We start from the raw sequence: 21,763 nt of genomic DNA, 5'->3' as shown, positions 1-21,763 counted from the left end.
CCTCCCCCGGCACACCATGGTTGGCGAGAAGACCCGGGCCTGGGCAGGTGCCCGGAAGGCCCGTCCCTGACCAAGGAGAGCGGGCTTATGGCCAACAGCGAACCCGTTGCGATCATCGGTATGGCCGGGCGGTTCCCCGGCGCCGACGGCATCGACCGTTTCTGGCGGAACATCGTCGGCGGCGAACAGAGCCTGACCACCATCGGCGACGACGAGCTGCTGGAGTGGGGCGAGGACCCCGCCAACCTGACCGACCCCTCGTACGTCCGCCGCCGGCCGCTGCTGGAGGACGCCGCGGCGTTCGACACGGCCTGTTTCGGGATGACGCCGCGCGAGGCCGAGATCCGCGACCCGCAGTACCGGCTGATGCTCGAAACCGTGCACGCCGCACTGGAGCACGCCGGGTACGACCCCTCCCGCTACGAGGGCGCCGTCGGCGTCTACGCCGGATCGAACGTCAACCGGTACCGGTACGACTACGTCGAACAGCACCCGGACCTGATCCGCACGGTCGGCCTGCTCGCCGTGGACATCGCCAACGCGCCGGACTACCTGTCCAACTTCGTCTCGTACAAGCTCGGGCTGCGCGGCCCGGCGATGACGGTGCTGACCGCGTGCTCCTCCTCGCTGGTCGCCGTCCACCTGGCCTGCGCCTCCCTGGCCAACGGCGACAGCACCATCGCGGTCGCCGGCGGCGTGGACCTGGAGTTCCCGTTCAACCGCGGCTACGAGTACCTGCCCGGCAGCATCGGCGCCGACGACGGGATCCCCCGGCCGTTCGACGCGGACGCCACCGGCACCAACTTCGGCAACGGGACCGGCGCCGTGGTGCTCAAGCCGCTGGCCGCCGCGCTCGCCGACGGCGACACCGTCTACGCCGTCATCCGCGGCACCGCGGTGAACAACGACGGCGACCGCAAGGCCGGCTTCTCGGCGCCGAGCGTGGCCGGACAGAGCGAGTGCATCCAGGCCGCGCTGCGCGCCGCCGACGTGGACCCGCGGACGATCACCCTGGTCGAGGCGCACGGGACGGCGACCCCGGTCGGCGACCCGATCGAGCTGGCCGGGCTCGTCGACGCGTTCCAGGCGGTGGCCGGCGGCGACCTGACGCCCGGCTCGTGCGCGATCGGCTCGGTGAAGTCCAACATCGGCCACCTCGGCCAGGCCGCCGGGATCGCCGGGCTGATCAAGGCGACCCTGGCCCTGCACCACCGGACCATCCCGGCCAGCATCAACTTCACCACGCCCAACCCGGCCGTGGACTGGGCCTCCTCGCCCTTCGCCGTGGCCACCGAGACCAGGCCCTGGGCGGTGCCCGCGGGGCAGGCCAGGCGTGCCTCGGTCAGCTCCTTCGGCGTCGGCGGCACCAACGCGCACGCCGTGCTGGAGGAGGCCCCCGCGCCGGACGCCCCGACCGCCGAGGCGTCGGAGCAGGCCCTCCCGGAGCGCGAGCTGGTCGTCTGGTCGGCCGCCGACGAGACCGCGGCCGAGGCGCTGCGCGAGCGGCTCGCCGCCCACTTCGACGGCTTCGGGGACGGGACCGGACCGGCCGCGGAACCCGCCCGGCGGCGCTTCGCCGACACCGCCCACACCCTGCGCGTCGGCCGCACCCCCCGCAAGGTGCGCGGCGCGGTGGTGGCGAGCGGCGCCGCGGACGCCGCGCGCGCCCTGCGCGACCCCGACCGGCTCGTGCGGTTCGACGGCGTCCGCCGGGCGACCGCCTTCGGGTTCCCCGGACAGGGCGCGCAGCAGCCGCGGGCGCTGGCGGACCTCTACCGCGAGGAACGGGTCTTCCGGGCGGGCTGCGACGCCTCCTTCGACGTCCTGGAGCCCCTGCTCGGCACCGATCTGAGGCAGCTGTGGCTGCACGGCGGCCCGGCGGAGCTCGGCGAGACCGAGGTCGCGCAGCCGCTGCTCTACACCCTCGAATACGCGCTCGCGCACTGCCTGATGAGCTGGGGCCTCGAACCGTCGGTGCTGGTCGGCCACAGCCTGGGCGAGCTGGCCGCCGCCGGGGTCGCCGGCGTCCTCGACTTCGAGTCCGGGCTCCGCGCGGTCGCGGCCCGGGCCCGGGCGATGGCCCGGATGCCGCGCGGCCGGATGCTCGTCGTCGCCACCGCCGCCGCGGACCTGACGGACCTGCTGACGGACGGGCTGTGCGTCGCCGCCGTCAACGGGCCCCGGCAGACCGTCCTGTCCGGACCGGCCGAGGCGGTGGCCGGGGCCGAGGCCGCACTGGCCGGGCGCCGGATCGCCACCCGGCCGCTGGAGACCTCGCACGGCTTCCACTCCGCGGCGATGGCCGGGGCGGCGGCGGAGTTCGAGGAGCACCTCGCCGGGATCGAGCTGCACGAGCCCGGGCTGCCCATCGTCTCCGGGCTCACCGGCGAGCCGGTGAGCGCCGAGCAGGCGCGCTCGCCCCACTTCTGGGCCCGCCAGCTGGTCGAACCGGTGCTCTTCGACCGCGCCGCCGGCACGGTGCTCGCCGCCGGGCCGACCACGCTGGTCGAGGTCGGCCCGGGGCGGACGCTGGCGGCGCTGCTGCGCGGCCGGGCGGACGTGCGGGCGACCAACTCGCGTTCCCTGCCCGTCACCCGGCCCGGCGCGGACCCGGGGCACCTGCTGGACGAGCTGTTCGCCGAGGTGTGGGTGGACGGCGGGGCGGCGCCCGGCTGGCGCGACCCGGCGGGCCACGGGTACCGCCGGACCGCCGCCCCCGGCTACCCGTACCAGCGCAAGGACTACTGGCTCCCGCGACGCCCCGCGGCGGCGCAGGGCGCCGGGACCGCGATCGCCGGGAAGGCCACCGCCACCGCGGCGACGGCGCCGCCGGCGTCCGCCCCGGCAGCCGCCGCCCTCCCGGACGCCGCCCGCCGGGAAGGCGCGCCGCAGGACGCCGCGCAGCAGCCCGCGGCCGAACCGCGGCAGCCGGCCGCCGGCGCTCCGTCCTGGTCCCTCGGCGCCCTGGAGTGGGTGCGCGACCGGGACGGCCGCAGCCCGGGGACGTACGTCGGCCTCCGGCTCGGCACCGCGCTCGTCGTGACCTCGGAGCGCAACCGGGCCCGGGCCCACGCGGTCTTCGGCCGCGCCGGGTACCGGACCGTCACCGCCGTCCCGGGCGAGTTCGACCCGAACGACGCGACCGCCTGGCGGCGCCTGCTGGACGACCTCGACCGGGCCGGCACCCGCCCCGACGTGATCGCCCACGCCCTGCTCCTGGACGCCGAGCCCGGCGCCGTGGCCGACCGGCTGGAGCACGACCTCGACGCCGCCGTGCACAGCCTCTTCGCCGCCGTGCAGGCCTGCGCCGGGTGGCAGCGCAAGCACCGCGCCGCCCCGACCCTGGTGGTCCTGGGCCGGCACCAGGCGGACGTCACCGGCTCGGAGCCGCTGAACCCGGCCGCCGCCGGCGCCCAGGCGCTGCTGCGCAGCGTCCAGCGGGAGCTGCCCGGGCTCACCACGGTCTGCGTGGACGTCTCGGACGGCACTCCCGAGGACGTCCTGGCCCGGGAGCTCGGCACCCTCTCCGCGCCCCTGGTCGCGCTGCGCGGCGCGACGCGCTGGCTGCCGGGGCTGCGCACCCTCCCGCACCCGGCGCCGGACGCCCGGCCCCAGCTGCGCCGGCACGGGGTCCACCTGATCACCGGCGGTCTGCGCGGCATCGGCCTGGTGACCGCGCGCGCCCTGGTCGACGCCGGCCTCCAGCCCCGGCTGGGCCTGCTCGGCCGCACCGTCCCCGATCCGGCGACCGACGACGGGCGGCGGCTCGCCGAGGAGCTGGCGGCCTTCGCGGCCGCCGGGGCCGAGGTCGAGCTGCTCACGGCGGACGTCACCGATCCGGCCTCGCTGGCCGCCGCGGTCGACCGGCTGGAGGCGCGGTTCGGCCGGATCCACGGGGTCTTCCACTCGGCCGGGGTGCCCGGCGGCGGACTGTCCGAGCGGCGGGAGGCGGCCGACGTGCGCGCCGTGCTCGCCCCGAAGACGCTCGGGGTCCTCCGGCTGGAGGAGGTCTTCGCGAAGCGCCCCGAGCTCGACTTCCTGATCCTGTTCTCCAGCCAGGCGGCCCTCGCCGGGCTGTACGGCAGCGCCGACTACGCCGCCGCGAACGCCTTCCTGGACGCCCACGCCAGGAACCGGGTCCAGGCCGAGCGCGTCACCCTGGCCGTGCAGTGGCCGGGCTGGGACGAGGTCGGGATGGCCACCCGTTCGAACGTCGGGCTCGCCGCGCTGACCGGCGCCCGGGTGACCGCCGAACCGCGCGGCGCCGCCCGGCCGGCCGCGGCCGACCGGCCGGACCCGCGCACCGTGCTGACCCGCCGGTACGCCCCGGGGCGGTCCTGGGAGCTCGACGAGCACGTCTTCGAGGGCAACCCGGTCCTTCCGGGCACCGCCATGCTGGAACTGGCCGTGCTCGCCGGGCAGCAGAAGCTGGGCGCGGACGGTCCGGTCGAGCTGCGCGACGTGGTCTTCCTCGCGCCGGTGGTCGGTGCGACGGAGCTCCGGATCCTCGTCGAGGACATCGCCGGCTCGCTCCGCTTCCGGGTCCAGGGCCGCGCCGACGGCGCGTCCGGCCCGTGGACCGAGCACGCCGCCGGCACCATCGCCGCCGCGGAGGCCGTGCCCGGGACCGACCTGGCCGGGATCTGGGCCGAGCTGCCGCCGCTGGAGTACGACGGCCTGGCGGGCTGGATCGACTTCGGCACCCGCTGGCCGGAGGTCAGCCGCTCGCACGGCGACGGCCTCCGGCGGATCGCCGAGTTCGAGCTCCGCGAGGAGTTCCACGGCGAGCTGGCCGACCACCCGCTGCACCCGGCGATCGTCGACGCGGCGTCCGGGGTGCTGACCGACATCGAGCGCGGCAGCTCCTACGCCCCCTTCCTGTACCGGAAGGTGACGTTCCTGCGGCCGCTGACGCCCCGGGTCACCGTGCACGCCCGGCTGGCGACGGACCAGGAGCGGCGGCCGCGGCCGACCGACTTCGACCTCCACGACACCGACACCGGCGAGCTGCTGGTCCGGCTGTCCGGTTTCACGCTCCGGGAGGTCGGCGCCGGCACCTTCGGCACCGGGGAGCCCCGGCCGGCGGCCACCCGCCCCGCGGCGCCGGCACCGGCCGCGGCCGCGCAGGAGGCCGTCGAGCCCGCTCCCGGCCTGCTCGACCCGCGCACCGGCTCCCAGGTGCTCCTCGCCCTGCTGGCGGGCGGGCTGCCCCCGGTCGTCTCGGTCGACGCACCGGGCGCCCGGCTGGAGGTCGACGGCGTCCCGTGGCTCGACGGGCCGTCCGCAGGAGCGGCGCCCGCGCGTACCGCTCCCGCGGCACCGCCGGCGCCCGCGCCCGTGGCGGCCGCACCGGTGCCGGTGGCGGCCCCCGTGGCCGCATCCGCCGCCGTTCCCGCCCCCGCCGCCGCCCCCGTTCCGACGGCCGGCGACCCGGCGGCGGGCGGCTCGGTGATCGAGATCCTCGGCGAGCTGTGGACGGACGCGCTCGGCGTCCCCGGCATCGGCCTGGACGAGGACTTCTTCGACGTCGGCGGCAACTCCCTGGCCGCGGTCGCCCTGGTCGACCTGATCAACCGCCGGTTCGGCGCCGGGCTCGGCGCCGGGGCCATGTTCGAGTTCCCGACGATCCGCCTGCTGGCCGGGACGATCGAGGGCTGACAGCCCGCACGGGGCCGGTGGCGGATCGGGTCCGCCACCGGCCCCGTGGCGTTCGCGCCGGGCGCCGGCCGCGACGCACGCATTTCGGACGGAAATCCCGGCGATTTGCCCGTACCGCGCGGAACCGCCCTACGCCGGGTGCCTTCCGGCTGCATCTTCGGGCAGCATCGGGCCGCCGCCGGCGCCACGGAAATCCGTCCGATACCGACTTTTAGACGACAATTGACGGCCGGACGCACCGGACCGTCGCGCGAATTCGGGACAGCGGAAACCTGCCACGACAGCACCCACTCTTGCGCCGCATTGTGCTGGCACTATTCTTTGGAGTCATGTTGTCGCCGACTTCCGATGAGGGATTCCCCGATGCCGGCATGACGAGTCCAGGTCAAGGGAATCCCCGGCGGGACGATCTCCGGAGGGCCAGGGAACTGCGGCTCCGGACCGCGTACCTCTCCATGCTGCACGGCCCCGCCGTCGCCATGGTCCGGGCCGGGCGGGACCGGGCCGTCCACGCCGACCCGCGCGGCGTCCTCCTGGTCCGGGGCGGCCCCGGGAGCGCCCGGACCGCCGTGGCGCTGCACTGCGCGCCCTCGCCGGCCCACGCCCCCGGGCAGCCCTCGGACGGCGACGTCCTCGTCGTCGGCCCGGCACCGGCCTTCCTGCGCCGCATCCGCCAGGTCCTCCCCGCACTCGGCGGGGCCGGCGTCGGGCTTTTGAGCATCGGCGATCTCTATCCCGGCATTTCCCGGACGGCGACCGAATCCGCCGCCGCGTCGGCGGTCAAGGGCGACGTCCGGATGGCCCAGGTGCTCGCGGCGGCCGTCCGGGCCACCCGCCGCCTGCCCGGACGGGATCTGACGGTGTATTTGGCGCGGGATTCACTGTTCCAGATGGAGCTCCGACTGGACCGGGACCTGTGCGCGCGGGCCATGGCCGCCGCCGCCCGCCACGGCGGAGGACAGCACAACCGGGCCCGGGAAATCTTCGCGTCCGCCATCACCGAGGAATTGGCGTGCAGGATCGCCGACCGCGTCGGTTCCCACGCGGAGCGCTGGGAGGTCGGCGCACTGGCCGCCCGTCTGCTGGCCGAACCCGAACTGGCCGCCCGGATCGAGGAGGTCTGGCCGACGCTGACCCCGGAGACCCTGGTCACCAGGCTGCTGACCTCGCGCGACCGGCTGGCGGAGGCCGGCGCGGTGCTCAGCGAGGCCGAACGCCGGTCGCTGCTGCGGCCTCCGCTCCCCGGCGGGTCGCGGGCGCCCTACTGGACGCCCGGCGACATCCCGCTGCTCGACGAGGCCGCCGAACTCCTGGGCCCGCCGACGGTGAAGCGCCACGACCGCGCCCCGCGGACGGCGGAGGCCGGGACCGCCGACGGCCCCGGCCGGGTGATCCGCCACCTGATCGTCGACGAGGCGCAGGAGCTGTCCACGATGGCGTGGCGGATGCTGCTCCGCCGCTGCCCCAGCCCGTCGATGACCGTCGTGGGGGAGCTCGGCGACCCGGGCGGCCCGGCCGCGCGCGGTTCCTGGCAGGCGGTGCTGGACAGCATCGCGGAGGCCTCCGGCGGATCGTCGCGCTGACCGTCCGCCGCCCGCGCCAGCAGCACCGACGGGCCGTCCCCGACGGCCGAGGCGGCCCGGACGACCGAAACGGCCCGGAGAACCGGGGCTGCCCGGGCGGGCGGCGCCGTGGGACGGCCCGTCAGTGCTGCCGTTCCGCCGCGGCGGCCCGGTCCGCGGCCCGGGTCCGCAGCAGCCGGACGACGGTGGCCCGGCCCTCCAGGACCTGGCGGCGCAGCGCCGGACCGGCACCGGTCCGGCCCAGCCACTCGTCGCTCGCGGCCAGCGTCCTCTCGTCGGCCGCGTACACCGGGTAGAGCCCGCCGACCACCTGGTGGGCGACCTCCCGGCCGCCGCCGGCCCACAGCCGCTCGACGGCCTCGAAGTAGCGCGGCACGTACGGTGCGAGCAGGTCGTGCTGCCCGGGCTGGACGAACCCGGAGATCAGCGAGCGGCGCAGCCCGCCGCCGGTCGACGGGTCCAGGACCGCCTCCCAGGCGGCGGCCTTCGCGGCCGGCTCCGGCAGCGCCGCACGGCAGGCCGCGGCCTGCCGGATCCCGGCCGCCGAGCCGTCGCGTTCGAGCTCGGCGTCGATCCGCGCGCCGTCCACCGCACCGGAGGCGGCCAGGCGGCGCAGGACCTGCCAGCGGAGGTCCACGTCGAGGCGGACGCCGTCGACGGCGGCGGTGCCGTCGAGGAGGGCGGTCAGCAGTGCGCGGTGCGGCCCGCTCCACGCCGCGCCGACCAGGGCCTGCAGCCAGGCGAGCCGGCTGCCGCTCCCGGCCGGCGCCGCGGCCAGCCGGGCCCGGCAGTGGTCGGCCCAGCGGTCCCGGGCGGGCCCGGCGAGCTCCGGGTCGGCGTAGCCGTCCAGGGCCTCCCGGGCCTGCCCGTGCAGCGTCTGGAGCGTGGCGATGTCCAGGTCCCGGCCGGTCCCGGCGGTCACCATGGCGACGAAGGCGCAGGCCGCCAGTTCGCCCTCCCGGGTCATGTCCCAGGCGACCGACCACGCCGCGGCGCCCGCCATCGGATCGGCGAGGTCGCCCGCGTGCCGGGTCAGGACGGCGAAGGACGCGGGGTCGAACCGCGTGCGGGTGTAGGAGACGTCGTCGTCGTTGAGGAGGAACACCGCGGGGCGCACGCGCCCGTGCAGCGCGGGGACCTCGGTCCGGGCCCCGTCGACGTCGACCTCGTGCCGCTCCGTGCGGACCAGGCGGCCCGCGCCGTCCGGCTCGTAGCAGCCGACCGCGATCCGGTGCGGCCGCAGCACGGCCGCTCCGCTGGCCCCGGCCTCGGGCTCGGGCGCCTCCTGGAGGACGGCGAAGGCGGTGATCCGCCCCGTCCCGTCGACCGTCACGTCCGGGCGCAGGGTGTTGACCCCGGACGTCCGGAGCCAGGTGTCGGTCCAGGGCCCCAGGGCCCGGCCGGAGGCCTCCTCCAGCGCGGCGACCAGGTCGTCCGCCGTCGCGTTGGACCAGGCGTGCCGGTGCAGGTAGGCGGACAGGCCCCGGAAGAACACGTCGGTCCCGAGCGTCGCCGCCAGCTGCCGGAGCACCGAGGCGCCCTTGATGTAGGTGATGCCGTCGAAGCTGCCCTGGACCTCGTCGAGGTCCGCGACGTCGGCGGTGACGGGATGGGTGGCGGACGACTGGTCCCGCAGGTAGGCGACGTTCTTCCAGGCGACGGCGAAGGCGGTCCAGACGTCCTCGCGGTGCTCCGGCGACGTCTCCGACTGGCACAGCAGCGCGGCGTAGGTGGCGAAGGACTCGTTGAGCCACAGGTCGTCCCACCACCGCAGGGTGACCAGGTCGCCGAACCACATGTGCGCCAGCTCGTGCAGCACCGTGGCCTCGCGCGCGGCGAAGGCGTTGCCGGTCACCCGCGACCGGAAGAGGTACTGGTCCCGGATGGTCACCGCCGCCGCGTTCTCCATGGCCCCCGCCGAGAACTCGGGGACGAACACCAGGTCGAACTTGGCGAACGGGTAGGGGTGGCCGAACCGGTCCTCGAAGTAGTCCAGGCCGCGGGCGATCATCGGCAGCAGGGCGTCGGCGTCGAGCAGCGGCAGCTGCGAGGCCCGGCAGTGGACGCCCAGCGGGATCGCCCGGTCCCCGGTGCGGTGGACCGTCGACACCCCGGCGTACGGCCCGGCGATGACGGCCGTGACGTAGCTCGCGAGGCGTGGCGTGGGGGCCATGACGTGCCGTTCCCCGCCGCCGGGCACCGCCTCCGGTTCCGGGCTCGGCGCGGTGCCGACGACCCCCCAGCCAGGGGGCGTCAGCACGGTGAAGGAGAACACCGCCTTGAGGTCCGGCTGGTCGAAGACCGCGAAGACCCGCCGGGCCTCGTCCACCTCGAACTGGGAGTAGACGTAGACCTGTCCGTCGACCGGGTCCGTGAACCGGTGCAGGCCGGCGCAGTCCTGCGAGTACCGGCCGCGCGCGACGACGCGCAGCTCGTTCTCGGCCTCCAGGGCGTCCAGCCGGATCCGGGCGCCGGACCGGGCGAGCGCCGGATCGACCGGTCGGCCGTTGAGCGTGATCTCCAGGACCTCGTCCGCCACCAGGTCGACGAAGCTCGTCGCCCCCGGCTCGGCGCAGCCGAACCGGACGCTGGTGGTCGTCCCGAACGTCTCGGCCGTGGCGGCCCCGGTCAGGTCGATCTCGATCCGGTAGTCGTCGACCCGGAGCAGCCGGGCCCGCTCCGCCGCCTCGGCCCGGGTCAGCACAGTGCTGGGCACGTCGTCGTTCTCCACTCCGAAGGAACCGCGTCCGTCACCTCAGGTCGATGCGGCCGGCCGCGCGGTCCGCCTCGATCCAGCGACGCAGGAGGAACACCGCCGCGACCAGCCAGCCCACTCCGACCAGGAGTTCCAGCAGGACCTGGACGGCCGGCAGCGCCGTCGGGACCTGGCCGGTCAGCGCGCGGACCGCGCGCAGACCGTGCGTCACGGGCAGCAGGTCGGACACCAGTTGCACCGGCCGGGGCCAGTAGTCCGCCGGGACGTTCACCCCGGCCAGCACGGTCACCGCGAGGTAGGAGACGTTGCTCGCCGCGCTCTGCAGCCACTCGAACCGGTAGACCAGGGCGGCCATGAAGCAGCCGTAGCAGTAGCAGCTGACCGCCACCACCAGCAGGATCGGCGGCAGCAGCAGCGCGCCCGACAGCGGGACCGACATCCGGAAGGCGAGCATCAGGGTGACCAGCACGAGGACCGAGCTGACCAGGCTGAGCACGATGCGGATCGCGTTGCGGGCCAGGACGGCGGCCAGGCCGTCGGTGGGCGAGGCCGTCAGCAGCATCAGCGTTCCGCCGACGCGCTCGTTCAGGACGGTCTGCGCGTTGGCGACGCCCTGCATCGCGGTGATCGCCAGGATGTTCCCGACGAGCAGGAAGTGCACCAGCTCCTGGCCGCCGACGAAGCGGCCCACCATGGTGAAGAAGACGACCTGGAAGGCCAGGCGCACGACGTAGCCGCCGAGCCAGGTCCGCAGGTCGATCATCGCCCGGAACTCGTGGTACCCGGCGGTCGCCGCGGCCCGGGCCGCACCCACGACGCCGGCGATCGGCACGGCGGTCACAGTGACACCATCCCCGTGGTCCGCAGGTTGTCGACGATCCGCCGCAGCAGGAAGACGCCCAGCACGGCGGTGGCCAGGCCGAGCCCGGCGATCACGGCCAGCCGCAGGCCCGGCTGGTGCAGCGTCGGGTCGTTCAGGCAGGACCGCGCCAGGTCCGCGCCCCAGGACAGGTAGAACGCGCGGGAGAGCGGGTGCAGCCAGTCCGGGAGCAGCGCGGCCGGGGTGAAGATGCCGGCCAGGACGTAGAGCGGGTAGCTGAGGAAGTTCGCGGCGGCGCCGCCGCTGCGGCCCAGCGCGAACACCCCGGCCAGCAGTGCCGTCATCGGCACGGTGGCGGCGGCGGTCGCGAGCAGGCAGGCGGCGAACCACCAGGGGTGCAGCACGACCGGACGGGCCCCGAACACGCCCACGCCGACCAGCCAGGCCTCGCCGAAGGCGGCCAGCCCGATCACCACGCTGGCCGACACCCGCCCCCACAGGTAGCCGAGGAGCGAGGTGGGCGAGGTGAGGATCAGCTCCAGCCGGCCCTGGCCGCGGTCCTCGACGACGCACTGGCCGCCGACGGAGAGGATCACCGACCAGAGGCTCGCCAGCGCGGGTGCGAGGAGCGCGGCGCCGGCCAGGTCCGCGCGCTGCGCGAAGTGCACGACGGAGAGCAGTACGGCCGTGATGAACGGGATCGCCACCAGGATCCCGACGACCTCGCTGGGCCGGGCCCGGAACAGCATCCACTGGTAGCGCAGCCCGGCGCGGAACGCGCTCACGAGGCCGCGGTGGCGCGCTGGCCGTCGATCATGGCCAGGTAGACGTCGTCGAGTGCGGTCTCGGCGATGCCGAAGCGGCTGCAGCCGTCGTCCACCAGCACCATGAGGACGGCGCGCAGCGCCTCCTCCGCCTCCACCTCGACCCGGGCACCGGTCGCGGTGGACTCCACCGCGGTGACCCCGGGCAGGGCGCGGATCCGCGCCAGCGTCGCGTCCGGGGCGTCCTCGACGTCCACCCGGGTGCGGCCGCCGACCCAGGAGGCCAGCGTCGCGGGCGACTCGGTCGCCAGGATGCGGCCGGAGTCGATGAGGGTGACCCGGTCGCAGACCGTCTCGGCCTCCACCAGGTCGTGGGTGGCGATCAGCACCGTGATCCCGTCGGTCCGTAGTTCCGTGAGCATGGCGCGGAAGTCCCGCCGGCCGACCGGGTCGATGCCGAGGGTCGGCTCGTCCAGGAACACCAGCCGGGGCTCCGGGAGCAGCGCCCTGGCCAGGTGGAGGCGCTGCTGCATGCCGCGCGAGTAGGTGTGGACGCGCGAGTCGGCGCGGCCCAGCAGCCCGAAGCGGTCGAGCACGGCCGTGCAGCGGTCCTCGATCTCCTCCTTGGGCAGCTGGTACATCGCGGCCCAGAACCGCAGCGTCTGACGCGCCGTCAACCAGTGGTGCAGGCCGCGTTCGAGGGTGACGCTGATCAGCGGCCGGATCTTCCCGGCCTCCTGCACGACGTCGTGCCCGAAGACGCGGGCGGAGCCCGAGGTCGGCAGCAGGACGGTGCTGAGGATCTTGACGAGCGTGGTCTTCCCCGCGCCGTTGGGGCCGAGCAGGCCGTGGATCTCGCCGGCCTCGACGGTCAGGCTCACGCCGTCCAGGGCGACCCTCGGTTCCGACCGCCGACGGCGCCGCCCGACCTCCTGGTAGACGCGCCGCAGGTCTCGAACGTCGACCGCGGGTGTCCGGGTACCGGTGTTGTTGGCCTCAGCCACGAAATCTCCCTTCCGCGGGGATCGACTGCCTCACCCTAGGCGGGCCGGTCAGGGCGGGCACGCCCCCGGAACGGGGGACACCGGGCCGGTACCGGATCGCCCCGGGCTCTCGTACAAACTGGGAACCGGCCCGCGGAAGCAGCCCCCGAGGGGGAGCCCGGGGCCGCGAGCGTCGACACATCCGCCCTCCCCGTGCGAGGTCCTTCCATGCCCCAGCTCCTCCTCGACGCCGGCGAGCCGGTCGCCGGGCGTCCGACCGTCGTCGCGTTCCCCCCGGCGGGATCGGGAACGGAGTACTTCCACGACTGGATCCCGCTGGTGTCACCGGAGTTGAACCTGCTGCCGGTGCGGCTCCCCGGGCGCCAGGACCTCTGGGACCGGGCCCCGGCGGAGGACCTCGGCGAGATCACCGGCCTGCTGGCCGAGGAGATCGCGCAGCGGCCGGACACCGGACTGGTCCTCCTCGGCATCTGCACCGGCGGCCTCATGGCCTACGACCTCGCGCACCGCCTGCGGGAGCGCCGGGCCGGGAACGTGCGGGCCCTGGTGCTCAACGGCACCCCGCTGCCGGAGACCGCGGCGGGCGGGCTCGTCCGCCGGTACGACGCCGAGCGGCCCTTCCTGTGGCAGGCGGCGTCCAAGGTGCTGCGCGACTACTACGACACCGCCGAGACCGGCGGGTTCCCCGCCGAGGAGGCGGGCGGCGACGAGGACGGGGACGAGGACGAGGCGTGGCAGGCGGCCCTGCTGGACGAGGTCTGGCAGCTCGCCGAGCCGCGGATCCGCGCCGACATCCGGGCGACCGAGATCCACTCCTACCCGTCGCAGCCGCTGGACGCCCCGATCGTCACGATCCGCGGCGAGGCCGACGACGTCGTGCCCCTGGAGGAGGCGCGGGGCTGGGCCGCGCACACCCGGGGCGGCTTCACGCTGCGTCAGCTGACCGGCGGGCACTTCCTGATGGCCGACCGCAAGGCGGAGTTCGCCCGGGAACTGCTCGCGGTCGGCCGGGCGCTGGGCGGGCCGGACGGGTCGTGACGCCGCGGCGACCGACCGGGCCGGCCGCCGGCGGCGGGCCCGGTCAGGCCGGCGGACCGCCTCCCCCGCGCAGCCGCTCCTCGACGATCTCCGCCAGCCGGTGGACGGCCGGGGCCTCCACCATCGTGAGGTGGTCGCCCGGGGTGTCGAACACCTCGACGGCCTCCGCCGCCCCGCTCCAGCCGTTGCGGCCGTCGTCCTCGTAGGCGGGCACGTCCGAGGCGCGGATCAGCGTCAGCGGCCCGGGGTAGCGCTCCGCGGGCTCGTAGCGCAGGAGCGCGAGGTGGTTGCGGATCCGCACGTCCAGGAACCGCAGGAACCGGGCGACGTGGTGGCCGTCGGTGAACGCCCCGCCGGCGTGGCCCCGTTCGACCACGACGTCGATCTGCTGCCGGTACGGCCGCCCCCGCAGGTCCTCCTGGGGGATCTCCACGTTCAGCATCGTCCGCGCGAGCCCCTGGATCGTCAGGGTCCGCATGACGTCGGGGTCGGCGGTGGCCCCCGCGGAGGCCGGCAGCCGGGAGTCCAGCACGCCGACCAGGTCGACCTCCTCCCCCCGCTCCCGCAGGCGGCGCGCCGCCTCGACCGCGAGGTAGCCGCCCATGGAGTAGCCGAGCAGCCGCCACGGACCCCCGGGGTGCTCGTCGAGCATGTGGGAGACGTAGGCGTCCGCCATCTCCTCCACGGAGTCCAGCGGCGAGGTGTCCTGCTCGATGCCCAGCGACTGCAGGCCGAGGAGCGTGTGCCGCGGCCCCAGGGCCCGGACGAGCTCGAAGTACTTCACGAGCGTGCCCGGCAGCGCGTGGAAGAGGTACAGCGGGGGCCCCTCCTCGCCCTTCCGGAGCAGCACCACCGGGCTGGTGTGCTTCCCCGCGCCCGCGCCGGCCAGCCGGTCGGCCAGCATCCGGACGGTGGGCGCGGAGAGGAGTTCCGCCAGGCGGAGGTCCGTCCCGAACCGCCGCCGGACCTCGACGACGACCTGCACCCCGGCCCGGGAGGTCCCTCCCAGGTCGAGGAAGAAGTTCAGGTCGATGTCCGCGACCGGCTGACGCAGGACCGCCTGCCAGATCCGGCTCAGTTCTATCTCGGTGGCATCCCGGGGTGGCTGCGGCATGGTCCTTCACCTGTTTCGACGATCAGTGGTCCGACGACGGCACGTACACGCAAGCCGGCCGCGCCTTCCGGCGGCCGGCGGAGAGGAAATCATGAGGGTCCTGTTCATCGCGTCCCCGGGGGTCGGGCACGCGCGGCCGATGCGGCCGCTGGCCCGGGCGTTCGGGGAGGCCGGGCACGAGGTGGCGGCCGCCGTGAGCGACCGCCTCCCGGCCGCCCTGTTCGACCCGTCCGTGCCCGTGTTCGCCAAGCGGCCGGACCGCTTCCCGACCAATCCGCTGCCGCGCGGGCCCGAACGCGCGGCCTGGTGGCGCGAGCACAACCTCGCCATGGCCCGGGAGAGCCTCGCCGACTCGCTGGACGTCATCCGGTCCTACCGCCCGGACCTCGTGGTCCGGGACTGCTCCGAGCGCGGGGGGCACCTCGCGGCCGAGCTGAACGGCATCCCGCACGTCACCCTGCTCACCGACTCCCTGTCGGCGCTCCGCCCGTACGTCTCCGACGAGGCGGCGCTGGCCGAGGGGCTCCGCGCGGAGGCCGGGCTGCCCGCCGACCCCGAGGGGGCGCGGCAGGTCCCGACGATGGGCGTCTCGTTCGCCCTCCCCCGCTTCTACGGTCCGCAGGCCGAACTCGTCCCGAACATCCGGTTCTTCCGCCCCGCGCTCCCCGCGCTCCCCGCGCCGGCGCCCCCGGCGGTCCGGGGCGGGGGCGGCGCACCCGTCGTGCTCGTCACCCTCGGGACCACCGCCGGGGTGCCGCACCGCGACTTCCTCCGGCGGATCCTCCGGGGGCTGCGGGGGGCGCCCGTCCGGGTCGTCGCGGCGGTGCCCGACGCGGACCGGCCGGAGCTCGCCGCGGCGTTCCCCGAGTCCGAGGTCCTGGGCTTCGTGGCGCTGGAGCGCCACCTGGACCGCGCGGACCTGGTCGTCACCCACGGCGGCTTCGGCACCGTGACCAACGCCCTCTCCCGGGGTGTGCCGCTCCACCTGACCCCCTTCCACAGCGACCAGTTCTTCAACGCCGAGCGGGTCCGGGCCGCCGGCGTCGGCGCCGTCCTCGACTGGCCGGAGTGCTCGCCCGGCTCCCTGCGGGAGAGCGTGCTCGCGGCGCTGGCGGACACCTCGCTCCGGACGGCCGCCCGGAGCTTCATGCGGGAGCTGCACGCGCTGCCCGACCTGTCCGCCTGCGTGGCGGCCCTGGAGGAGCGCCTCGGGTAGCGCGGCGGGCCCGGCGGATCGAGCGGGTGCGGCGGGTGCGGCGGATCGAGCGGGTGCGGCGGGTCAGCCGGCGGCGAGGAGCCGGTCGATCGCCGCCCGGCCCGCCGGCCCCCAGGTCGGCTTCCCGCCGGGCAGGCCGCGTTCCCCGGCGTGCCCGATCGCGACCAGGGACAGGGCGCGCAGGACCGCCCAGCCGCGGGCCCGCCGGATCATCGCCTCGTCCGCGTCCGGGTAGCCGGCGAGGAACCGCGCGTCCGCGCCGCCCGGGAGCAGCAGCCAGGCGGCCGCGACATCGGTCGCCGGGTCGCCGGCGCAGAGCTCGCCGAAGTCGATCACACCCGAGAGCGTGCCGTCCGACACCACCACGTTGGCCGGGTGCAGGTCGCCGTGCAGCCACTTCGGCGGCCCCTGCCAGGCCGGGGCCGCCACCGCCCGCTCCCAGACCTCGCGGACCGCACCGGCCCGCTCGCCGCCGGCGAACGGCTGGAACCGCTGCTCGAACTCGTCCGCGAGCAGGCCGAGCGGGACGCCGCGGTTCGGGTTCCCGGGCGCTCCGGCGGGCGCCGTCCGGTGGAGCGCCGCGAGGAAGCCGGCCAGCGCGTCCGCGGCGTCCCCGCCACGGGTGACCGGGACGCGGTCGGCCGGCTCGCCGGGAACCCAGGTCACGATGCTCCAGGGGCGCGGGAACAGGTCGGACGGCTCGCCGGTCCGCACCATGGCGGGCACCGTGAGCGGAAGGCCCGGCCCCAGCACGGGCAGCCACCGCTGCTCCTTGCGCAGGAGCTCGGGGGCCCGCGAGGTGCGCGGCAGGCGCAGGGCGTAGTCGTCCCCGAGCCGCCACTGCTGGTTGTCCCACCCGGTGGCGGCGAACCGGAGCTCCAGCTCCGCCAGGTCCGGGTGCTGCTCCCTGAGCAGGGACCGCACCGTCCGCTCGTCGATCTCCACGATCTCCATACCCGCACTCCCATCTCTCATCGAAACACCGGAACCGCGGCCCGGCAGCCGCGCAGGGCGATCCGGTCAGCCTTCCAGGTCCAGCAGAAGATCGAACAGCTCCCCCTGGACCCCGAGGACGACGGGCCGGCCCCCGCGCGCGAGGTCCCGGGCGTCGGAGACCTGCCGGGCGGGCCAGTCGGTACCGCCGCAGGGCCAGCGGAGCTCCACCTCGTTGACCCCCTGCCGGAGCAGGCCGGCCGGGACCTCCACCGTGGCGTCCGTCCACGAGGGGGCCGCCGCGAGTCCGCCCACCCGGTGCCCGTTGACGGCGACCCCGACCGGGTCGCCGGCCCGGACGGCCGCGGGAACGCGGTAGGTCAGCCGCAGGCGGCCGCCGGCCGGGCCGCCCAGCCGGAAGCCGAACCGCGAACCCGACCCGAAGGCCTGGAAGTAGGCGCGCTCCGGCAGCTGGTGGTTGACGGGGCGGAAGGCGCCGTCGATGTAGCCCTGTTCCGCGGTGAGGAGCAGGTCGATCACCTTCGGGGCCGGGGCCGGGGCCGAGCCCTGAGCCGGGGCCGGGGCCGCCTCGCCGCCGACGGTGGCGAGCAGGGCCGCCTGCAGGCTCCACATGCCCAGCAGTTCCGCGGACCGCGCCATCATCGGCTCCAGGTACCGCGCCGCGTGCGGGTACGCGAGCAGCTCGCCGAGGGCGTCCGCGCTCCACACCGGCCCGGTGCCGTCGAGCAGCCTCAGCAGGGCCGCGGCGAACGCGCGCCCCTCCGGGTGCGTCCGGACGGCGCGCCGGACCAGCCGTTCGACGCTCTCGGGCTCCTGGCCGTAGTAGCTGCCGTGGACGGCCGCGAGGACGTCCCCGACGGCCCGGTCCGCCGCGGGGACGACGTCCGCGGGCGCGGTGGTCCCCGGCGGCCGGCCCGCGACGGCGTCGGCGAGGGCGGCCGCGAGCAGTTCGATGCCCGCGCTGCTCAGGTGGCAGTAGTCGAGGAAGAGGTCCGGGTCGGGCGCCGGGGCGTCGGGGCCGGTCCGCAGCAGCACGCCGAGGTCGACGCAGCCGAACCCCCGGTGGGCCGCCCCCTCGACCAGGGCGCGCCGGATGCCCTCGGTGACCCGGGGGGAGTGGGAGCCGAACAGCCCGCAGACGGCGTCCCGGGACTGCTCCAGGGCCCGGCGCGTGAGCTCCGGCCGGCCGGCCGCGTCGCCCGCCCGCGCCCGCAGCCGGCCCGTGACCGGACTCATCCCCCGGTCGAGCCGGGCCATCTCCCCCGTGGCCCGGAGCGCCCCGTCGACGTCGCCGGCCGCCAGCGCCGCCTCGGCCTCCGCGCGGTGCTCCGCCCACGCCGACAGGTCTTCGGGCGACACCGGCGGCAGCTCCATCCCCGGATCGGGCGACCAGCCCCGGAGGTTGAACTCGGGGACCACCACGACCACCTCGGCCGCGCAGGCCGCGGCGGCCTCGGCGAGGCCGTCGAGCACCTCCCGGACGCCGGGCCCGACGATCCGGTCCTGGTAGGCGCGGCGCATCGCGGGATAGCCGCCGGCGCGGAGCTCCGCCGCCAGCGCGTCCAGGTCGTCGGCGGTGTGCCGCGACCGCATCCAGTTGTTGCCGGCGTACACGACGATGACGTCCGGCTCCAGCCGGGGCAGCTGCCGCACGGTCTCCAGCAGGTCGTACCGGTCGGCGCCGGTCTGCGCCAGGTCCACCACCTGGTAGGCGTCGCCGGACGCGGTCAGCTGCCGTTCCAGGGCGAGGGCCGGGGTGAGCACGGGGTCGAGCAGGAAGCCCCGGGCGCTCGACTCCCCGAGCAGGGCCACCCGTCGGGCGCCGTCGGCGGGCGGGATCCGGTCGGCGGCCGCCCACCGGCGGTCCTCCTCCGCGCCGAGCCGGCGCCGGCGCAGCGCCGGGCCGCCCTGGCCGGTGACGACCTCCCAAGCGCCCACGGCCCCGTCACCGGCCGACGGGCCGGCGGCCCCGGGTGCGGCCCCGGGCGCCGTCTCCGGCCACAGCTTGCGCAGCTCGGCCAGCACCTCGGACCCCCGTTCGTCCGAGAGCAGGCGCGCCAGGTTGTCCGCACGCAGTTTGAGGGTCTTGTCGGACATGGTCGGCTCCTCGCCGGCTCAGAGGAAGGTGTAGACGTCGTCACCGATGGCGGGCTGCCGGTACGGCGACTGCCGGTCGACGCGGTCGAACCAGTGCGGCGGGACGTCGGACGAGCGGACGGCGAGGTCGTCCAGGACGAGGACGTCCAGCCGTGACCGGATGAAGCAGGCCAGCGCGTCGGCGGGGCTCGACACGATGGGCTCGCCCCGCATGTTGAACGAGGTGTTGAGCAGGACGGGGTAGCCGGTCCTGCGTCCGAAGGCGGTGAGGAGCCCGTGGAAGCGCGGGTGGTCGTCCCGGTCGACGGTCTGGACGCGGGCGCTCCCGTCCACGTGCGCGATCGCGGGGAGCGCCGCCGGCTCGTGGACCTGCGCGGTGTCGAGCATGAAGGGCGAGGCCGTCGGGAGCTCGAAGAACTCGGTGCAGCGCTCGGCCGGAACGGCGGGTGCGAAGGGCCGGAAGGCCTCGCGCTTCTTCACCAGGGCGTTGATGTGGTCGCGCATGTCCGCCCGCCGCGGGTCCGCCAGGATCGACCTGGCGCCCAGGGCCCGCGGCCCGAACTCCATCCGGCCCTGGAACCAGCCGACGACCGCGCCCTCGTCCAGCCACTCGGCCGTCCGCTCCAGCAGAGCCGGCTCGTCCCCCGCGAAGTCGGTGTACGGCACCCCGGCGGCGTCCAGCCAGCCCCGCGGATCGCTGCTCACGGGCGCCGGGCCGAGCCGCACGTCCCTGAGCCGGCGCGGCCGGTGGCCGCCCGAGAGCCGGTGGCTCACGATGGCGGCGGCGCCGACCGCGCCGCCGGCGTCACCCGAGGCCGGCTGGACGAAGATCTCCCGGAAGGGCCCGCGCTCGCGGATCCTCCGGTTGGCGGAGCAGTTCAGCGCGACGCCTCCCGCGTAGCAGAGCCGGTCGCTCCCCGTCTCCTCGTGCAGGAACCGCAGCTTGTCCAGGAGGACCTCCTCCAGCAGGACCTGCAGGCTCCTCGCCAGGTCGGAGTGGAACTGCGTGATCTCCGACTCCGGCTCGCGGGGCGCCGACCCCAGCAGGTCGCAGAGCTCCCGGGTGAACATCGGCGGCCGCCCGCTGACGTCGAAGTACCTCATGTCCAACCGGTACTGGCCGCGCGGCAGGTCGACGACCAGCCGCCGCAGCCGCTCCAGGTGGCGCGGGGTCCCGTAGGGCGCGAGTCCCATCACCTTGTACTCGTCGCCGTTCACCGCGAAGCCGAGGAAGGAGGTGAGGGTGCTGTAGAGGATGCCGAGCGAGTGCGGGAAGTCGACCTCCTCGAAGAGGTCGACGCCGCCGGCGCCTCCCCGGCCGTAGCTCGTCGTCGTCCACTCGCCGACGGCGTCGGCGGTGAAGAGCGCCGCCTCCTCGAAGCCCGACTGGTAGAAGGCGCTCGCCGCGTGCGCCTCGTGGTGCCGGACGCAGGTCACCTCGCCCTCGTAGCCGAGCAGTTCCCGGATCTGGCGGAGCGGCCGGCCCGCGTCGAGCCGGGCGAGCTCGTCGGACGGGACCGCCGCCAGGGCGGGCAGCCCCATCCCGAGCTGGCGCCCCAGCTTGCGGACCGGGTCCTCGTAGTAGGCGACCCGGTCGACGTCCCGCATCCGGACGCCGGCGTCCCGCAGCGCGGCCCGCACGGCGCGCACCGGCATGGCGGAGTCGAAGCGGCGGCGGGTGAACCGCTCCTCCTGCGCGGCGCAGACGACCTCGCCGTCGACCATCAGCGCGCAGGCCGAGTCGTGGTAGAGGGCGGACAGGCCCAGAACGATCACGGTGTGCTCCTGTCTCCGCCCCGCGGACCGGACGGCGGCCGGGGCGGGGGCTCGTTCCACTGCGTGGATCCGGCGGCGATGAGGCGGCCCAGCGTCCTCGCGTCGCTCAGCACCCCGGCGTCGAAGCGCCGTGATCCCGTCCGAGCGGCGTCGAGCACGTCGGCGAGGAGGATCCGCAGGCTGTCGGCCGGCTCCACCCGGCGGACGTACTGCCGGTCGGCCGTGCGGACCCGGATCTCGGCCTCCGTGTCCGGGGGCAGCGAGAACGGCCGCTCGATCTCGACGGCGCAGCTCCTGCCCAGCAGTTGGAGGGTGTTCCGGTAGACGGTGGTGAATCCGAAGTGGCCGACGGCCGTCTGGCCGCCGGGGTAGCCCGCCAGGACGCTGTACGAGGTTTCGAGGCCGTCGGCGGTGCGCTCCCCCACCAGCACGTCGAGCCGCTCGGGCTCGGCCCCCCACAGCACCCTGCCCAGGGAGGCCAGGTAGGGGCCGGTGTCGAGGAACGCGCCGCCGCCCCGGGCCCGGTCGTGGCGGAAGTCCTCACGGGGAACGGGTGGTGTGAAGACGGCGACGGCCCGGGTGATGCCGGTCCCGGTGACCGACCGCACCTCCTCGAACAACGGGTGGAAGCCGTAGCAGGTGGCCTCGGCCAGCACCAGCCCGGACGCCCGGGCCAGCGCCACCAGCTCGGGGACCCCGCCCGGATCCTGCAGGGCCGGCTTGTCCACCACGACGTGGTGGCCGCGCTCCAGGGCGTACCGGACGGCCGCGGCGTGCTCGCTGTTGACCAGCGAGACGTAGACCAGGCCCGGGCGGACGGTGTCCAGCGCCGCCCGCCAGTCCCGGTGGAACCGTCCGGGCCGCGGGAGCGGCCCGACGGACCCGGCGTCGGCGTACCTGCTGGCGACGGACACCGACGCGATCCCGGGCAGGTCGGACACGGCGGGCAGGACGCGTCGCAGGGCGAAGCGGGACGCGCCTATCAGGAGGAAGTCCATCGGCTCTCATGATCTTCGGTCGGGA

Annotated in this window: 13 protein-coding genes; 4 read left to right on the top strand and 9 right to left on the bottom strand. The window is 75.7% G+C overall.

Translation table 11 applies throughout. The features are described 5' to 3' along the window. Positions 1-87 precede the first annotated feature (87 nt). Positions 88-5,658, top strand: a complete 5,571-nt coding sequence (locus AC067J_RS27515) for an SDR family NAD(P)-dependent oxidoreductase (protein ID WP_478303565.1) — start codon at positions 88-90, stop codon at positions 5,656-5,658. Between the two features lie 371 nt (positions 5,659-6,029). Then, positions 6,030-7,241 (top strand): helicase domain-containing protein, encoded by a 1,212-nt coding sequence (locus AC067J_RS27510; protein ID WP_478303563.1) that lies wholly within the window; start codon positions 6,030-6,032, stop codon positions 7,239-7,241. A 121-nt stretch (positions 7,242-7,362) separates the two neighbouring features. Here the strand turns inward: AC067J_RS27510 and pepN are convergent, their stop codons facing one another. Genes pepN through AC067J_RS27490 form a run of 4 tightly spaced genes read right to left on the bottom strand, consistent with a single transcriptional unit; the run spans position 7,363 to position 12,545 of the window. After that, positions 7,363-9,957, bottom strand: a complete 2,595-nt coding sequence (pepN, locus tag AC067J_RS27505; protein WP_478303561.1) for an aminopeptidase N — start codon at positions 9,955-9,957, stop codon at positions 7,363-7,365. A 34-nt stretch (positions 9,958-9,991) separates the two neighbouring features. Further along, the gene (locus AC067J_RS27500; protein WP_478303559.1) at positions 9,992-10,798 is read right to left on the bottom strand and encodes an ABC transporter permease; all 807 of its coding nucleotides are present in this window, start codon (positions 10,796-10,798) and stop codon (positions 9,992-9,994) included. Next, positions 10,795-11,562, bottom strand: coding sequence for an ABC transporter permease (locus AC067J_RS27495; protein WP_478303557.1), 768 nt, complete (start codon positions 11,560-11,562; stop codon positions 10,795-10,797). Before AC067J_RS27495 ends, AC067J_RS27500 begins: the two co-directional genes overlap by 4 nt. Continuing rightward, the gene (locus AC067J_RS27490; protein WP_478303555.1) at positions 11,559-12,545 is read right to left on the bottom strand and encodes an ABC transporter ATP-binding protein; all 987 of its coding nucleotides are present in this window, start codon (positions 12,543-12,545) and stop codon (positions 11,559-11,561) included. The genes AC067J_RS27495 and AC067J_RS27490 overlap by 4 nt, the downstream gene beginning before the upstream one ends. Positions 12,546-12,752: 207 nt before the next feature. Here AC067J_RS27490 and AC067J_RS27485 point away from each other — a divergent pair, with 207 nt between their 5' ends. Then, the gene (locus AC067J_RS27485; protein WP_478303554.1) at positions 12,753-13,583 is read left to right on the top strand and encodes a thioesterase II family protein; all 831 of its coding nucleotides are present in this window, start codon (positions 12,753-12,755) and stop codon (positions 13,581-13,583) included. Between the two features lie 43 nt (positions 13,584-13,626). Here AC067J_RS27485 and AC067J_RS27480 read toward each other — a convergent pair whose 3' ends face one another. Further along, complete coding sequence (locus tag AC067J_RS27480; RefSeq protein WP_478303552.1) at positions 13,627-14,697, bottom strand: thioesterase domain-containing protein; 1,071 nt, start codon at positions 14,695-14,697, stop codon at positions 13,627-13,629. A 91-nt stretch (positions 14,698-14,788) separates the two neighbouring features. Between AC067J_RS27480 and AC067J_RS27475 the strand changes: the two genes are divergently transcribed. After that, entirely contained in the window at positions 14,789-15,913 is a 1,125-nt protein-coding gene (locus AC067J_RS27475; RefSeq protein WP_478303550.1) for a glycosyltransferase, read from the top strand. A 63-nt stretch (positions 15,914-15,976) separates the two neighbouring features. Here the strand turns inward: AC067J_RS27475 and AC067J_RS27470 are convergent, their stop codons facing one another. The 4 genes from AC067J_RS27470 to AC067J_RS27455 form a co-directional block, all read right to left on the bottom strand. Further along, the gene (locus AC067J_RS27470) at positions 15,977-16,867 is read right to left on the bottom strand and encodes an aminoglycoside phosphotransferase family protein (RefSeq protein ID WP_478303549.1); all 891 of its coding nucleotides are present in this window, start codon (positions 16,865-16,867) and stop codon (positions 15,977-15,979) included. 66 nt (positions 16,868-16,933) lie between these two features. Further along, entirely contained in the window at positions 16,934-18,964 is a 2,031-nt protein-coding gene (locus AC067J_RS27465) for a hypothetical protein (protein ID WP_478303548.1), read from the bottom strand. Positions 18,965-18,982: 18 nt separating this feature from the next. Further along, complete coding sequence (locus AC067J_RS27460; protein ID WP_478303546.1) at positions 18,983-20,740, bottom strand: carbamoyltransferase family protein; 1,758 nt, start codon at positions 20,738-20,740, stop codon at positions 18,983-18,985. Beyond that, complete coding sequence (locus AC067J_RS27455; RefSeq protein ID WP_478303545.1) at positions 20,737-21,738, bottom strand: Gfo/Idh/MocA family protein; 1,002 nt, start codon at positions 21,736-21,738, stop codon at positions 20,737-20,739. The genes AC067J_RS27460 and AC067J_RS27455 overlap by 4 nt, the downstream gene beginning before the upstream one ends. Positions 21,739-21,763 lie beyond the last annotated feature (25 nt).

This window comes from Kitasatospora sp. NPDC042419, assembly GCF_056437345.1.
Note: the sequence above shows the minus strand (reverse complement) of the source record. Positions and strands in the feature narration are given on the sequence as shown.

Excerpts from the sequence above, each read along its gene's own strand:
- AC067J_RS27475 (WP_478303550.1), top strand. The coding sequence starts at position 14,789 with ATGAGGGTCCTGTTCATCGCGTCCCCGGGGGTCGGGCACGCGCGGCCG.
- AC067J_RS27455 (WP_478303545.1), bottom strand. The coding sequence starts at position 21,738 with ATGGACTTCCTCCTGATAGGCGCGTCCCGCTTCGCCCTGCGACGCGTC.
- AC067J_RS27470 (WP_478303549.1), bottom strand. The coding sequence starts at position 16,867 with ATGGAGATCGTGGAGATCGACGAGCGGACGGTGCGGTCCCTGCTCAGG.
- AC067J_RS27515 (WP_478303565.1), top strand. The coding sequence starts at position 88 with ATGGCCAACAGCGAACCCGTTGCGATCATCGGTATGGCCGGGCGGTTC.
- AC067J_RS27465 (WP_478303548.1), bottom strand. The coding sequence starts at position 18,964 with ATGTCCGACAAGACCCTCAAACTGCGTGCGGACAACCTGGCGCGCCTG.
- AC067J_RS27485 (WP_478303554.1), top strand. The coding sequence starts at position 12,753 with ATGCCCCAGCTCCTCCTCGACGCCGGCGAGCCGGTCGCCGGGCGTCCG.
- AC067J_RS27480 (WP_478303552.1), bottom strand. The coding sequence starts at position 14,697 with ATGCCGCAGCCACCCCGGGATGCCACCGAGATAGAACTGAGCCGGATC.
- AC067J_RS27510 (WP_478303563.1), top strand. The coding sequence starts at position 6,030 with ATGACGAGTCCAGGTCAAGGGAATCCCCGGCGGGACGATCTCCGGAGG.